This window comes from Burkholderia sp. LMG 13014, assembly GCF_905232215.1.
Classification (GTDB): Bacteria; Pseudomonadota; Gammaproteobacteria; order Burkholderiales; family Burkholderiaceae; genus Burkholderia.
On record NZ_CAJNKE010000121.1, the window covers coordinates 1 to 13321 of the forward strand.

Consider the following 13321-nt stretch of genomic DNA (forward strand, 5'->3'; position numbering starts at 1 on the left):
GGTTTCGGCTCGCGCGGCCTCGTATGGGCCGCACTCGGCGCCGAGCTGATCGCGTCGCAACTCGAAGGCGAGCCGTGGCCGCTCGAACGCGAACTCGCCGATGCCGTCGATCCCGCCCGTTTCCTGATCCGCGCGTTGCGCGCACGCCGCGTCGGCCAGGCCGGCTGACCGCTCACCCGAGCCGCTCACAGTTTCCCGACTTTTTCGCGCAAGGTTATCCACTCGACACTGTGGATAACCGCGCGGGATCCGCACGCACTTCGTGTGTAATCACAGTGGACGTAAACTGGGCAACTCGACACAGCTGTGATGCGGCCCGAAAGTTGCTCAACTCAAACCTCTGTGCACAAACAGTCTGTGCAACGGGTTATGGGCTCTCCAACGCGTTGATCCGTCGACGTAAACCGAAGTTATCCACAGAACTGTGCGTCCTTTGTTAACTTCTACTACGTATATATACAAGTAAACCTTTGAAACCAAAGACCTGCGGTGCCGCACAGCGCCGCGAGTCGAATCAATGGGTTCCAGACCGAAAAAGCTGTGGCACAATCGGTTTCCTTCGCGTTCATCCGGCCAGGCGCCGGACATGCTTCAATGGAACGGTCGGCACGATTTCGAATCTGAATCTTCGAGACTGCGCAGTCCGTTCACACACCAGGCCGACAATCCAGATCGGCAACCTGAACGACTTTCCGCCCTGTGGCGGAAAAGGCGGATCCCATGTCCCGCCGTCGTCGACACAACAATCACATTCGGGGCGATACCCAGCCGGCGCGCATCCATTTCTGACGCTTGACCCCGCGTCGCTGGCGGTTGCTTCCAAAGGAGAAGTCACCACGATGAAGTCGGCGTTCTCATTCCTGCCCAACTGGCCGCTCACGCCGGATGCCGTGTTCTGGGCCGGGCTCGCGCTGTTCGCGGCCGGCCTGTGTGGCGAGCTGTGCTATCGCGCATGGCGTCTGCCTCGTATCACCGGTTATGCGGTGATCGGTCTCATCGCCGGCTCGTTCGGATTCGGCGTGATCGATGCAAGCACCGACGAAACCTCGCGGCTCCTGATCGACGTCGCGCTCGGCCTGCTGCTGTTCGAGCTCGGCAGCCGCCTCGACCTGCGCTGGATCCGGCGCAATCCGTGGCTCGTCGCGTCGAGCCTCGCCGAAGCCACGCTGACGTTCGTGCTGGTGCTGTTCGCGATGCTCGCGCTCGGTGTGTCGGGGATGGTCGCGCTCGTGCTGTCGGCGATCGCGATCGCGACGTCGCCGTCGATGGTGATTCAGCTGAAGACCGAACTGCGCGCGGAAGGGCAGGTGTCGCAACGCCTCATCACGCTCACCGCGCTCAACAGCGTCTATGCGATCGTGCTGACCAAGCTCGTGACGAGCTGGCTCCATCAGGAAGCGTACGGCAACGTTTTCGCGACGATCCTGCAGCCGCTCTACCTGATCGCCGGTTCGTTCATCGTCGCGTATCTCGTCGCGCGTTCGTGCAACTACCTGTTCCGCCACATGACCGCGACGATGCGCGACGAGCATTCGTTCGTCGCATTGTTCGGGCTCGTGATGCTCGCGATCGCCGTCGCGCAGGCGCTGAAGCTGTCGACGCTGCTCACGCTGCTGCTCGCCGGCATCATCGTGAAGAACCTCGAGGCGCGCCCGCAACTGTGGCCCGAGCATTTCGGCACGGCCGGCTGGCTGCTGACGGTGACCCTGTTCGTGCTCACGCTCACGTCGTTTACGTGGGGCGACATCGCGCTCGGCGGGCTGCTCGCGATCGTGCTGATCGTCACACGGCTCGTCGCGAAGCTGGCCGGCGTCGTCGCGTTCGCGAAGCCGAGCGGCATCGGGATGAAGCAGGGCATCGCGCTCGGCATTGCACTCACGCCGATGTCCGCGCTGTCGTACCTGCTCGTCGACGACACCTACCAGCTCTATCCGAATTTCGACCCGCACCTGCGCGCGATCGTGATGTGCACGATCGTGATCCTGCAGCTCGTCAGCCCGTTCATCGTCTACCGCTGCCTGTCGGCGGTCGGTGAGCGCAGCGACAGCAACTGATTCCGGAACCTGCCATGGCACTCGAAACCTTCGTCAATTCCGAGCCGTTCACGTTCGGCGTCGAACTGGAGATCCAGGTCGTCAACACGCACAACTACGACCTGACCAAAGCGGCATCCGACCTGATGCGCCTGATCCAGGGCGAGACCTTTCCGGGCAACATCACGCCGGAAATCACCGAGAGCATGATCGAGCTGTCGACCGGCATCTGCCATTCGCACGAGCAGGCGGTCACCGAACTGCACGCGATCCGCGACGTGCTCGTGAAGGCGGCCGACCAGCTCAACGTCGGGCTGGCCGGCGGCGGCACGCACGCGTTCCAGCAATGGAGCGACCGGCAGATCTACGATGCGCCGCGCTTCCAGTACATCTCCGAGCTGTACGGCTATCTCGCCAAGCAGTTCACCGTGTTCGGCCAGCACGTGCACATCGGCTGCCCCGATCCCGACAGCGCGCTGTTCCTGCTGCACTCGATGTCGCGCTTCATTCCGCACTTCATCGCGCTGTCCGCGTCGTCGCCGTTCGTGCAGAACGTCGACACCGGCTTCCATTCGGCACGCCTGAATTCGGTGTTCGCGTTCCCGCTGTCGGGCCGCGCGCCGTTCGTGCTGACCTGGGACAGCTTCGAGGAGTACTTCACGAAGATGGTGAACACCGGCGTCGTCAACTCGATGAAGGACTTCTACTGGGACATCCGCCCGAAGCCCGGCTACGGGACGATCGAGGTGCGCGTGATGGACACGCCGCTGTCGGTCGACCGCGCGGCGGCGATCGCCTGCTACATCCAGACGCTCGCGCGCTACCTGCTGACCGACCGGCCGCTGAAGCTGTCGGAAGACGACTACCTCGTCTACACGTTCAACCGTTTCGAGGCGTGCCGCTTCGGGCTCGAGGGCACCTGCGTGAATCCTCAGACGGGTGAGCGCCGCACGATCGCGGAAGACATCCTCGACACGCTCGACCGGATCGCGCCGCATGCGGCCGCGCTCGGTTCGCGCGCGGCGCTCGACGAGATCGGCGCGCAGGCCAAGGCGCGCGTGAACGACGCATCGTGGTTGAGAACCGTTTTCAAACAGGAAAAATCGCTCAATGAGACGGTCCGCCAGCAGTGCTTACGTTGGCGCGAGTGAAAAATTGTTTTGCAGATTACGGGCTCGACCGAGTCGCGATTCACTGAACGACGGGCGGCCTCGATTGAGGCCGAAATCGTTGCCGGTGGTCCTGAAAATCTGTGGATAACTTGATATTCCGCTGCAAAGTCAACGATCTGTGCGCGGGATAACCCGGTGGACCATTGCGGTCGGCGCGATGGCCGATCCGAACAGGAAAATGTCCGTTCGCACCGTTCCGCGGGCGTTCGGCATTGCAGGCACAACGAAAAATTTTGGTTATCCAGCGATTTTCCACAGAATGAAGGGGATAACTTAGCTGTGCGATTTTCCGCTCTCGCTTAGAATGTCGGCTTTGCGGACACCGGAACGATGCGTGTCTTACCGGTCGCCGCGAACGCGACCGCCGCGTGTGCCCTCGCGACGGCCGTGCTGACACACTCGCAAGAGCGTGTCTGTTTTGAGATAGACATTCGATCTCCACACTACGGCCGCTCGGCAAACCGGGCGGCGGCAAAGCGAAAAGACTATGAGCGAAGGCGTTTACGGGAATCAGGCTTCGGGACGTGTGACCCACAGCCTGCTGCGGTTGAGTACGGCCATGCGGAGCCAGGCATGGGATTGGGCGGAAGGCGCAGGCCTGACGCCGACGCAGGGCGAGATTCTCGTGCTGCTGCTGCAGCGCAAGGGCCCGATGCGGCTCGGCGAGATCGCGCGCGAGACGCAGCTGACCGCCGCGACCACGAGCGATGCGGTGAGCACGCTCGAGACCAAGGGTCTCGTCGAGAAGCGCCGTGCACTGGACGACGGCCGCGCGCTGGCCGTGCGCCTGTCGGCCCGTGGCCGCACGGCCGCGAAGAAGGCGCTGCAATGGCCTGAATTCCTGACGAAAGCCGTCGGCAAGCTCGGCGCGGACGAGCAGGGCGCACTGTATCGCGCGCTGCTGAAGACGCTGCGCGAACTGCAGGTGGCCGGTGCGACGCCGCCGCAGCGCATGTGCGTGACGTGCGCCCACTTCCAGCCGGGCAAGCTGTCGAAGAAGACCGTGCATCACTGCGCGGCGCTCGACATCTCGATGTCCGACAGCGATCTGCGTCTCGACTGCTCGGTGCAGGAAGAGGCCGACGCGGCGACGCAGAAGAAGACCTGGAAGATTTTCGCAGGCTGACGTCCGTCGATCGACCGGGAGGCCGATGATGAACGCTGAAGTCGTGGCGATCCGCCACGTGCATTTCGAGGATCTCGGGAGCTTCGAGCAGGTGCTCGGCGAACGGGGCCGGCGGGTGCGCTACGTTGACGTCGGGTCGTCGCGGGTCGAGGTGCTCGACGTGCTCGAGCCATCGCTCCTCGTCGTGCTCGGCGGGCCGCTCAGCGTGTACGACGATGCGCAGTATCCGACGATCGCGCCGCTCGCGGCGCTCGTGCGCAAGCGCATCGACGCGGGCCTGCCGATCCTCGGCATCTGCCTCGGCGCGCAGTTCATCGCCCGGGCGCTCGGTGCGCGCGTCTATCCGGCCGCGCAGCACGAACTCGGCTGGGCGCCGCTGACGCTCACCGACGCCGGCCGCGCATCACCGCTGCGTCATCTCGACGCTGCGGCGACGTCGATGCTGCACTGGCATGGCGACACGTTCGACTTGCCGGGCGGTGCGATTCATCTTGCATCGACACCGGCCTGCCGCCACCAGGCATTCGCATGGGGCCAGCATGTGCTGGCGCTGCAATGCCATCCGGAAATCCGCACCGACCGCTTCGAACCGTGGCTGATCGCGAACGCCGGGGAAATCGCGGCGACGCCCGGCATCGACGCGCGCCAGTTGCGTGCCGATACCGCGCAGCACGGCCCCGCGCTCGAGGCGGCCGCGCGACGCATGTTCGCGGAGTGGCTCGACAGCGTCGGACTCTGACGCCGCCAGCGGCGGCGCCGTTCGCCGCGAAGGGGTTGCCCGGCCCGCACCCGTTGCAGGCCGGCGCATCGTCGTTTGCGTCGCGTTTGCCGCACAGCCGGCAACCCGCCGCGACCCTTACCTGACCGTCCGCTTACTGCCGGGGGCGCCGTCAGCACGCTTGCCGCCTGCGTGCTACGCTCGTTCGCTCTTTCCCTTCCTGGCGAGCGGCCTCCATGACTGCGCTGTTTTCCCCGTTCACGCTGCGCGGCGTGACCCTTCCGAACCGGATCGTGATCTCCCCGATGTGCCAGTATTCGGCCGAACGCGGCGAGGCGACCGACTGGCACATGATTCACCTCGGCCATCTCGCACTGTCGGGCGCGGGGCTGCTTTGCATCGAGGCGACCGCGGTGGAACCCGACGGGCGCATCACGCATGGCGACCTCGGCCTCTGGGATGATGTGACCGAAGCCGCGCTGAAGCCCGTGCTGGCCGCGATCCGCAAGCATTCGCCGGTCCGCGTCGCGATGCAGCTGTCGCACGCGGGACGCAAGGCGTCGAGCAACGTGCCGTGGCAGGGCGGTCAGCTCGTGTCCGTCGCCGACGGCGGCTGGTTGCCGCATGCGCCGTCGGCCGTGCCGCACAAGGATGGCGAGACGCCGCCGCTCGCACTCGATGCCGCGGGCCTGAACCGGATCCGCGAAGCATTCGCGGCGTCGGCGAAGCGGGCTGCGCGGCTCGGCATCGACGCAATCGAGGTGCACGCCGCACACGGCTACCTGCTGCACCAGTTCCTGTCGCCGCTCGCGAACCAGCGCACCGACGAATACGGCGGCTCGCTCGAAAACCGGATGCGTTTTCCGCTCGAGATCTTCGAGATCGTGCGCGCGGCGTTTCCGGAAGACCGGCCGGTCGGCGTGCGTGTGTCCGCGACCGACTGGGTCGAAGGCGGCTGGGAGCTCGACGATACGATTGCGTTCGCGCACGAACTGAAGCGTCGCGGCTGCGACTGGATCGACGTGTCGTCCGGCGGCGTGTCGCCGCTGCAGAAGATTCCGCTGTCGCCCGGCTACCAGGTGCCGTTCGCGCAGGCCGTGAAGCGCGCGGTCGGCATGCCGACGGTTGCCGTCGGCCTGATCAACGAGCCCGCGCATGCGAACCGGCTCATCGAGTCCGGCGATGCCGATTTCGTCGCGATGGCCCGCGCGATGCTGTACGACCCGCGCTGGCCGTGGCACGCGGCGGCCGAGCTCGGCGCGCAGGTGACGGCGCCGCCGCAATACTGGCGCTCGCAGCCGCGCGAGCACAAGGCGTTGTTCGGCGACATCGCATTCGGCCAGCGTTGAGCGCCGGGCGCGCAATATTGCGCGTGATGTTGAACGAAGCAATCGTGAACGTGTAGGATGCGGGTGATTCGCCGCATGCCCCGACGCGGCACCGACCGGTGCCGCGTTTTCGTTTTGCGCGACGCCAGGCCGTGACCGCGGCCGTCTTCCATTCAAGTCGTCTTCACAAGGATTCGTTCGATGAGTTCACGCAGGATCGCGGTGCGCCGCTCGGGAGTACACGGCAAGGGCGTGTTCGCCGTGGCGCCGATCAAGGCCGGCGAGCGCGTAGTGGAATACAAGGGCGAGCGAATTTCGTGGAAGGAAGCGCTGCGCCGTCACCCGCACGACCCGGCCGAACCGAACCATACGTTCTACTTCGCACTGGACGAGGGCGGGGTGATCGACGGCAAGATCGACGGCAACAGCGCGCGCTGGATCAACCACTCGTGCGCGCCGAACTGCGAAGCCGAGGAAGTCAAAGGCCGCGTGTTCATCCACGCGCTGCGCGACATCGGGCCGGAAGAGGAGCTGTTCTACGACTACGGCCTCGTGATCGATGCGAAGCTGACGAAGACGCTCAAGCGCGAGTACGCGTGCCATTGCGGCGCGGCGTCGTGCCGCGGCACGCTGCTCGCGACGTCCGACGACGGCGGGAAGAAGAAAAAGAAGAAGGACAAGAAGGACGGCAAGTCCGAGTCCCGATCGAAGGACAAGAAAAGCAGGAAGTGACGCAGGCGGCAGCGCATCGTGCGCTGCCGCTGCCGTTTCAGCGGCCGGCTGCCGCGTCGCGCAGCCATGCTTTCCGCGTGCCTCATCCGGCGCGCGGCCCGACCAGCGGCCGGCGCGCCGCGAATCGCTCAGTGCGTCGGCGCGGCGGCCGGCGTTTCGCTCGCCGGCTTCTCGGTGCGCGCGGTCAGCGGCACCCTCACCACGAAGCGCGAGCCGCCTTCCGATGCATCCTCGTACGAAACGGTGCCGCCATGCATCGCGATGATGTCGTGCACGATCGCGAGGCCGAGCCCGGCGCCCGTCTCGACACCGTTGCCGTTTTGCGCGTCGCCGCGGAAGAAACGCTTGAACAGGTCGGCCTGCTGGTTGGCGGGCACGCCGGGGCCGTTGTCCTCGACGACGATCTCGGCGGCCGACTGGCCGTCCTCGAGCGCGCCACGCGCGACGTTCACCGTGATCCGCGCGCCATCCGGCCGCGCGAGCGGCACGTACTTCAGCGCATTGTCGAGCAGGTTCGCGATGACCTCGCGCAACAGCACGGGATTGCCGCGCACGACCAGTTTTTCGTCGTCACCCGGATCGTCGGTGCGCTGGAAGCCGAGGTCGACGTGCGACGCGAGTGCGCGCGGCACCCATTCAGCCCCCGTCTCGAACGCCATCGCCGCGAGGTCGACGTCGACGAATCGCGCGGCCTGTTCGCCCGGTTCCGCACGGGCGAGCGACAGCAACTGGTTGGACAGCCGGACCGCGCGGTCGGCGGCGGCGCGTAGTTCGCGCACCGCGGCGAGGGTCTGGTGCGGGTCGCGCGCCACGGCCGCCTGCTCCGCATGCAGCTTCACGGCCGTCAGCGGCGTGCGCAACTGGTGCGCGGCATCGGCGATGAACTTGCGCTGCGCGTCGAGCGCGGTCTTCAGGCGGCCGAGCAGCGCGTTCATCGCGCTCGTCAGCGGCCGGATCTCCAGCGGCACCTCGGTTTCGTCGACGGGTTCCAGCGACGTGTGGGTCTGCCGGTTCAGCGAATCGGCCAGGTGCGTGAGCGGGCCGAGCTGCTGGTTCACGACGCGCCACACGATGCCCCAGCCCGCGAGCAGCAGCAGCAGCAGCGGCATCATGATCGCGACGAGGAATTCGGCCGCGATCCGGTAGCGGTGCCGCACCGGCTGCGCGACCTCGACGACCATCGGCTTGCCGCCGTCGACGTCGTCGACGCGCACCTGCGCAACCCGCACCGCGCGGTTGTCGTATTCGGCCTCGAATACGTACGCGTGATGCATGCGGCGCACGTTGATGCCCTGCAGCGGCAGCTTCGGATCGCCGGCAAGCTCTTGTTCGCCGTCGCTGATCCGGTAGATCAGCGCTTCGGCGGGATCGGAGAACATCGCCTGCGCGAGCGGCGGCACGGTGAACGGCGCGTCGGGGCCGGCGATCTGGATCTGTTTGGAGATGGCGGTGGCGAGATCCGCGAGCGAGCGGTCGATCACGTGCTGCGTGTATTGCCACGCGAGCCAGTAGGCGATCAGGCCGCTCATCAGCGCGAGCATCGACAGCGGGGCGGCGAGGCGCCGAAGCAGCGAGCGGCGCAGGCTGGTGGTCACAGCCGGATCAGGAGACATTTCGACGGGCAAATGGATAAGCGCCGCTCACGGGGAGCGGCGCGGTCGTGCGCCGGGTGGCGACGCGGAGCAGCACGCACGCGCGGGCGGCACGTGGCCGCCCGGCGCGCGGCGCCACTCAGACGCTCGCCGTCTGGCGGATTTCCTGCAGCAGGTAGCCGAAGCCGCGCACCGTGACGATTTCGACACGGCACTGCTCGAGTTTTTTGCGGACGCGGTGCACGTAGACTTCGATCGCGGTGTCGCCGAGATCGCCGCCGAAGTGCGTGAGGTGATCCTGCAGCTGGGCCTTGCTGACGACGCGGCCATGACGCAGCAGCAGCATCTCGAGCACCGCGAATTCACGCGGCGACAGTTCGAGCGGCTTGTCGTCGTTGAAGATGCGGCGGTCGACGCCCGACAGGCGGACGCCGCCGAGCGACACTTCCGGACGCGGCATGTCGCTGTGCGGGCCGCTGCGGCGCATCACCGCGCGGATGCGCGCTTCGAGCTCGGCCGGCTCGAACGGCTTGAGCATGTAGTCGTCGGCGCCCGAGTTCAGGCCCTGGATCCGGTCGTTCAGTTCGTCGCGTGCGGTCAGCACGATGACGGGCGTGTGGCGGTTGGTCTGGCGGAAGCGCGTGAGCAGCGTCATCCCGTCGATGCCCGGCAGGCCGAGGTCGAGGATCACGAGTTCGTGGCGGTTCTGTGCCAGCGCCTGTTCGGCAAAGATGCCGTCATGCACCATGTCGACGGTGAAGCCAGCCTGCTCGAGGCTGCTCTGGATACCGCGTGCGATGGGGCGGTCGTCTTCAATCAGAAGGAGTCGCATGAAGTTCGCTCAAGTACAATGGGTTGGCGGTTCAGGCACGCGGACAGCACGACGCCGTTTCCACAGGGGCGCCGCAACACCTGACATCAAGCATGGCGGCCAGCGAACGATTAAATCCAAACATGTCCGATATTTCGATCAACGACCTAGAAGCCGCGATCAATTTCTGGCGCGCCCGCTCGCCGTCGAGCGGCGACGAACTCAAACTCTGCGAAGAGGCCAGCGCGCTTTCCAAGCCGTATGCGCTGCTGATTGTACAGCGCGAAAGCGCGCTGCAACTGGAAGGTTTGGACCCCAAGGCACGGAAAGCCTACGAGACTTACGTGCGCCTTAAGGATGGCTTGGAAAGCTGAAGGCTTTCGCTGACTACATCCTAGAAAACGTTCATCGAAATGAAAAGTTGACGCGCCGCGCATCGAAAGACGCGCGGCGGTAGAGGAAGGCCTCAGGCGGCCGGTTGCGCGTGCGCGCCGGCACGGTCGATGAACAGCGCCAGCTCGATGTCGCGCTCGGTCAGGCCGTCGGCATCGTGGGTCGACAGCGTGATGTCGACGCGGTTGTACACGTTGAACCATTCCGGATGGTGGTTCATTTCCTGCGCCTTGATTGCGACGCGCGTCATGAAGCCGAATGCTTCGTTGAAGTCAGCGAAGCGCAGGCTGCGCTGGATCGCGTCACGGCCCGGTACGGCCGTCCAGAGCGGCAGGCCTTCGAGCCGGGTCTTGCGTTCTTCTGATGTGAGCTTGTGGATCATCTTGCACCTCTCGGTCGGTAACGGCGCCCGCGCGCGGCTGCACCACGCGGCGAAGCCGGCACCGGTCATTGTTTCATAGTTGTGGGACGGCCATCCGGCGACGGGCACCCTGGGACGGCTACGCGGCGACGGCCATCCGGGGACGGCGATCGGGAGGCCGTCAGCGGCGTGCCGCGGTACCCGCGAGCGTCACGCGTCGGCGTCGTCGGGCCAGCCTTCGCCCGTGCCGCGATGCAGCACGCGATCGGTATCGAGCACCGCGCCGGCCGCGAACTCGGGCAGCGCCGCCAGCCGGTCGGCCAGCGCACGGCCATCGACGTCGGCCAGCGCGAACAGCTGCGCGAAATCGTCGATCACGAAGTAGGTCTTCTGGAACGTGTCGATCCGGTACTTCGTGCGCATCACGCGCTCGAGGTCGAAGCCGAGCCGGTTCGGCGCCGCGCTTTCGAGGCTGTACAGGCTTTCGCCTTTGCTCGACACGATCCCGGCGCCGTAGATCGACAGCCCGTTCGTGCCGCGCGGGTCGCGGATCAGCCCGAATTCCACTGTATACCAGTAGAGCCGCGCGAGGCGCGCCAGCGCGGCTTCGTCGTCGGCGACCGCGAGTGCGGTGCGGCCGTAAGCCTGCATGTAGTCGGCGAAGACGGGGGCGATCAGCAGCGGCACGTGGCCGAACAGGTCGTGGAAGCAGTCGGGTTCCTGCAGGTAGTCGAGCTGGTCGGGGCGGCGCATCCACCAGGTGACCGGGAAGCGTCTGTTCGCGAGATGCTCGAAGAACACGCGGTCGGGCACGAGGCCCGGCACCGCGACGATCTCCCAGCCCGTGGCCGGCTTCAACTGGCGGTTCACGTCGGCGAACGACGGCACGCGATCGGCCGGCAGGTCGATCTTCCCGAGCCCCGCGACGAACGCGTCGCATGCGCGACCGCGCAGCAGCGCCGACTGGCGTGCATAGAGCTGCTTCCACACCGCGTGGTCGACCTGGCCGTAACGCGCTAGCGGCTGGTCGATGGTGAAATCGGCGCGGGTTTCGAGGCCCGCATCGAACTGCTCCTGCAGTTTCGCGGTGACGACGGTGGACATGATCTGGCTCTGCACGTGGCGGTTGGGAACCATGCAAGTGTAGAGCGGGCTGCGCGCGGAATGGGCGCAATGTTGGCGCTGATTCGCTCGATGATGCGATAATCGCGCATCAAATCACGAATCAATGCGGAGAATGCTCATGCTGGAACTCGATCACTTCGATCTCGCGCTACTGGACGTGCTGCAGCGCTTCGGCCGCGCGACGCATCAGCAGCTCGGCGAGGAGGTGCCGCTGTCGCCGTCGCAGATCGGCAGGCGGCTGCAGCGGCTCGAGGCGGCCGGCGTGATCGAAGGCTACCGCGTGATGCTGCGCCCCGAAAAGCTCGGGCTCGGCGTCACCGCGTTCACGAGCCTGAAGCTCAAGCACCATGGCGATTCGATCATCGAGCAGTTCCAGCAGCAGATCGACGTGCTGCCCGAAGTGCTCGAATGCCATGCGGTGGTGGGCGATGCCGACTACCTGCTGCGGATCGTCGCGCCCGACCTGAATGCGCTGTCGCAGTTCGTGATGAAGAAGCTGATGCGTGTGCCGGGCGTCGACAGCGTGCGCTCGAACATCGTGCTGACGACCTTCAAGCGCAACGGCGCGCTGCCGCTCGCGCACCTGGCGCCCGGCGCCGCCTAACGCAGCGGCCGGGTCGAAGGCGGCGCGGGTTGCGCCGCCGTAGGGCAGGGCCGGATCAGGCCGCTTCGTGCTGCGTGTCGGCGTTCAGCAGGTCGACGTACGCGACCGCGACGAGATCGTCCTGCGACACGCCGAGCTTCGCGAACACGTCGTGCGCTTCGGCTTCGCCGCTGGCTTCGTCGTCGTCGGGGCCGAGCACGACTTCCAGTTCGATGAAATCGCCGAGGCCGTCGACGCGGTCGAGGTGGATACGCGTGCGGCCCGCGAGGTACACGTGCCGTTCCTTCGTCACGATCCCGCGCGTGGTCAGCGCGGTGGCGAGCAGCGCGTGCATCGCGTCGGGGTTCGTTACCGGGCTGCGCGTGTAGTACGACGCCTTCGGGCCGTCGCGGTCGTCGCGCTGGTAGAAGATCAGTTCGGCCGGCGTGCCGTCCTCGAAGCGGCGCAGCTTCAGCCGGCCGCGCGGCACGTCATAGAAGAAATCCTGCTGGCGATAGAACAGCGGCGCTTCGGTCGCGAGGGTCGCCGCGCGTTCGCGCAGCTGGTCGAATTCGCGGGCGCGGGCTTTGATCTCGATGTTGCGGGCCATGCGGGTCTCCTTCAATCGGGTCTCGCGGTGTGCGAACGCACAATCTAGCAAAAACGCGGAGACGGTGGCGTGACGACGGACCAGGGGCGTGGCGAGATGACGCGTGCAGGCTGCGCCGCGCCGTCTTCAGCACCGCTCATATCGCCCACTGGGCTTCGATGAGCCGCAGCGCCGCCGCGATCGCCGGCTCGTCGCGCCGCTCGGCGAGCGCCACGAACGTCAGTTCGGTCGGCACCGTCACGCGTTCGACGATCGTCAGCGCATGCGCGTGCGCTTCGGCCAGCGCGGTCGAGTCGCGCGCGAGCGTCAAGCCGATGCCCGATTTGACGAGATCGAGCATCGACTGCTCCTGGTCGACCTCGGCAACCTTGAGCGGCTGCGCGCCGGCATCCGCGAAGCGCCGCGACAGCAGCCGGTGGTGCGCGGACGCCGGCGGCGTCCAGATCCAAGGCAGCGCGGCGAGCGAGCGCCAGTCGTGCGCGCGCTGCACGCGCTCCCGCCAGCCGGCCGGCGCGAGCACGCGGTACTGGAAATGCGTGAGCGTGACGGTGTGGAACAGCGCACCGTCGAGCGGATCGTCCTCGCCCGGCCGGCCGATGTAGTAGCCGACGTCGAGCGCCTGCGTGCGCACCTGTTCGATCACCCAGCCCGACATCCCGTGCCGCAGTGCGGTTTCGATCTGCGGATGGGTTTCGACGAGCGCGCGCAGGAAGCCGCCGAGTCGCAGGAAGCCCGGA

14 protein-coding genes are annotated in these 13321 nt (G+C 66.3%); 8 read left to right on the forward strand and 6 right to left on the reverse strand.

Annotated elements, in window-relative coordinates; all coding sequences use genetic code 11:
* Positions 1 to 839 precede the first annotated feature (839 nt).
* From JYJ84_RS15100 to JYJ84_RS15125, 6 genes are all read left to right on the forward strand, one after another.
* Positions 840 to 2054 carry a cation:proton antiporter gene (locus JYJ84_RS15100; RefSeq protein ID WP_122944050.1) on the forward strand — a complete coding sequence of 405 codons (1215 nt, stop codon included), beginning with the start codon at positions 840 to 842 and terminating at the stop codon, positions 2052 to 2054.
* A gap of 14 nt (positions 2055 to 2068) precedes the next feature.
* On the forward strand, positions 2069 to 3184 hold the full coding sequence (locus JYJ84_RS15105) for a YbdK family carboxylate-amine ligase (protein WP_043184841.1): 1116 nt from the start codon (positions 2069 to 2071) through the stop codon (positions 3182 to 3184).
* 508 nt (positions 3185 to 3692) lie between these two features.
* A complete protein-coding gene (locus JYJ84_RS15110; protein ID WP_043184842.1) occupies positions 3693 to 4331 on the forward strand; it encodes a MarR family winged helix-turn-helix transcriptional regulator in 639 nt (212 codons plus the stop codon).
* 28 nt (positions 4332 to 4359) lie between these two features.
* Positions 4360 to 5070: a glutamine amidotransferase gene (locus JYJ84_RS15115; RefSeq protein WP_122946574.1), complete on the forward strand. Its 711-nt coding sequence runs from the start codon at positions 4360 to 4362 to the stop codon at positions 5068 to 5070.
* A gap of 215 nt (positions 5071 to 5285) precedes the next feature.
* A complete protein-coding gene (locus JYJ84_RS15120) occupies positions 5286 to 6398 on the forward strand; it encodes an NADH:flavin oxidoreductase/NADH oxidase (RefSeq protein WP_122944051.1) in 1113 nt (370 codons plus the stop codon).
* A 180-nt stretch (positions 6399 to 6578) separates the two neighbouring features.
* Positions 6579 to 7109 carry an SET domain-containing protein gene (locus JYJ84_RS15125; RefSeq protein ID WP_175034292.1) on the forward strand — a complete coding sequence of 177 codons (531 nt, stop codon included), beginning with the start codon at positions 6579 to 6581 and terminating at the stop codon, positions 7107 to 7109.
* A gap of 128 nt (positions 7110 to 7237) precedes the next feature.
* On the opposite strand, the gene JYJ84_RS15130 is transcribed toward JYJ84_RS15125, so the two are convergent.
* Both JYJ84_RS15130 and JYJ84_RS15135 read right to left on the reverse strand, forming a co-directional pair.
* Positions 7238 to 8722 carry a sensor histidine kinase gene (locus JYJ84_RS15130; RefSeq protein WP_043184852.1) on the reverse strand — a complete coding sequence of 495 codons (1485 nt, stop codon included), beginning with the start codon at positions 8720 to 8722 and terminating at the stop codon, positions 7238 to 7240.
* 118 nt (positions 8723 to 8840) lie between these two features.
* Positions 8841 to 9533 carry a response regulator transcription factor gene (locus tag JYJ84_RS15135; protein ID WP_006401494.1) on the reverse strand — a complete coding sequence of 231 codons (693 nt, stop codon included), beginning with the start codon at positions 9531 to 9533 and terminating at the stop codon, positions 8841 to 8843.
* Positions 9534 to 9655: 122 nt separating this feature from the next.
* On the opposite strand from JYJ84_RS15135, the gene JYJ84_RS15140 reads away from it, so the two are divergent.
* Positions 9656 to 9886 (forward strand): DUF3717 domain-containing protein, encoded by a 231-nt coding sequence (locus JYJ84_RS15140; RefSeq protein WP_034183818.1) that lies wholly within the window; start codon positions 9656 to 9658, stop codon positions 9884 to 9886.
* Positions 9887 to 9978: 92 nt separating this feature from the next.
* Here JYJ84_RS15140 and JYJ84_RS15145 read toward each other — a convergent pair whose 3' ends face one another.
* Both JYJ84_RS15145 and phhA read right to left on the reverse strand, forming a co-directional pair.
* A complete protein-coding gene (locus JYJ84_RS15145; RefSeq protein ID WP_011350499.1) occupies positions 9979 to 10287 on the reverse strand; it encodes a 4a-hydroxytetrahydrobiopterin dehydratase in 309 nt (102 codons plus the stop codon).
* A gap of 189 nt (positions 10288 to 10476) precedes the next feature.
* Positions 10477 to 11370, reverse strand: coding sequence for a phenylalanine 4-monooxygenase (phhA, locus tag JYJ84_RS15150; protein ID WP_217487454.1), 894 nt, complete (start codon positions 11368 to 11370; stop codon positions 10477 to 10479).
* 139 nt (positions 11371 to 11509) lie between these two features.
* Between phhA and JYJ84_RS15155 the strand changes: the two genes are divergently transcribed.
* Positions 11510 to 11995 (forward strand): Lrp/AsnC family transcriptional regulator, encoded by a 486-nt coding sequence (locus JYJ84_RS15155; protein WP_006408082.1) that lies wholly within the window; start codon positions 11510 to 11512, stop codon positions 11993 to 11995.
* Positions 11996 to 12050: 55 nt separating this feature from the next.
* On the opposite strand, the gene JYJ84_RS15160 is transcribed toward JYJ84_RS15155, so the two are convergent.
* Positions 12051 to 12584 carry a class IV adenylate cyclase gene (locus JYJ84_RS15160; protein ID WP_175222248.1) on the reverse strand — a complete coding sequence of 178 codons (534 nt, stop codon included), beginning with the start codon at positions 12582 to 12584 and terminating at the stop codon, positions 12051 to 12053.
* Positions 12585 to 12720: 136 nt separating this feature from the next.
* Positions 12721 to 13321 (reverse strand): LysR family transcriptional regulator substrate-binding protein (locus JYJ84_RS15165; RefSeq protein ID WP_205189258.1); only part of this gene is annotated, 601 nt, incomplete at its 5' end.

Excerpts from the sequence above, each read along its gene's own strand:
- JYJ84_RS15155 (WP_006408082.1), top strand. The coding sequence starts at position 11,510 with ATGCTGGAACTCGATCACTTCGATCTCGCGCTACTGGACGTGCTGCAG.
- JYJ84_RS15110 (WP_043184842.1), top strand. The coding sequence starts at position 3,693 with ATGAGCGAAGGCGTTTACGGGAATCAGGCTTCGGGACGTGTGACCCAC.
- JYJ84_RS15140 (WP_034183818.1), top strand. The coding sequence starts at position 9,656 with ATGTCCGATATTTCGATCAACGACCTAGAAGCCGCGATCAATTTCTGG.
- phhA (WP_217487454.1), bottom strand. The coding sequence starts at position 11,370 with ATGTCCACCGTCGTCACCGCGAAACTGCAGGAGCAGTTCGATGCGGGC.
- JYJ84_RS15135 (WP_006401494.1), bottom strand. The coding sequence starts at position 9,533 with ATGCGACTCCTTCTGATTGAAGACGACCGCCCCATCGCACGCGGTATC.
- JYJ84_RS15125 (WP_175034292.1), top strand. The coding sequence starts at position 6,579 with ATGAGTTCACGCAGGATCGCGGTGCGCCGCTCGGGAGTACACGGCAAG.
- JYJ84_RS15130 (WP_043184852.1), bottom strand. The coding sequence starts at position 8,722 with ATGTCTCCTGATCCGGCTGTGACCACCAGCCTGCGCCGCTCGCTGCTT.
- JYJ84_RS15100 (WP_122944050.1), top strand. The coding sequence starts at position 840 with ATGAAGTCGGCGTTCTCATTCCTGCCCAACTGGCCGCTCACGCCGGAT.
- JYJ84_RS15115 (WP_122946574.1), top strand. The coding sequence starts at position 4,360 with ATGAACGCTGAAGTCGTGGCGATCCGCCACGTGCATTTCGAGGATCTC.
- JYJ84_RS15160 (WP_175222248.1), bottom strand. The coding sequence starts at position 12,584 with ATGGCCCGCAACATCGAGATCAAAGCCCGCGCCCGCGAATTCGACCAG.
- JYJ84_RS15120 (WP_122944051.1), top strand. The coding sequence starts at position 5,286 with ATGACTGCGCTGTTTTCCCCGTTCACGCTGCGCGGCGTGACCCTTCCG.
- JYJ84_RS15105 (WP_043184841.1), top strand. The coding sequence starts at position 2,069 with ATGGCACTCGAAACCTTCGTCAATTCCGAGCCGTTCACGTTCGGCGTC.
- JYJ84_RS15145 (WP_011350499.1), bottom strand. The coding sequence starts at position 10,287 with ATGATCCACAAGCTCACATCAGAAGAACGCAAGACCCGGCTCGAAGGC.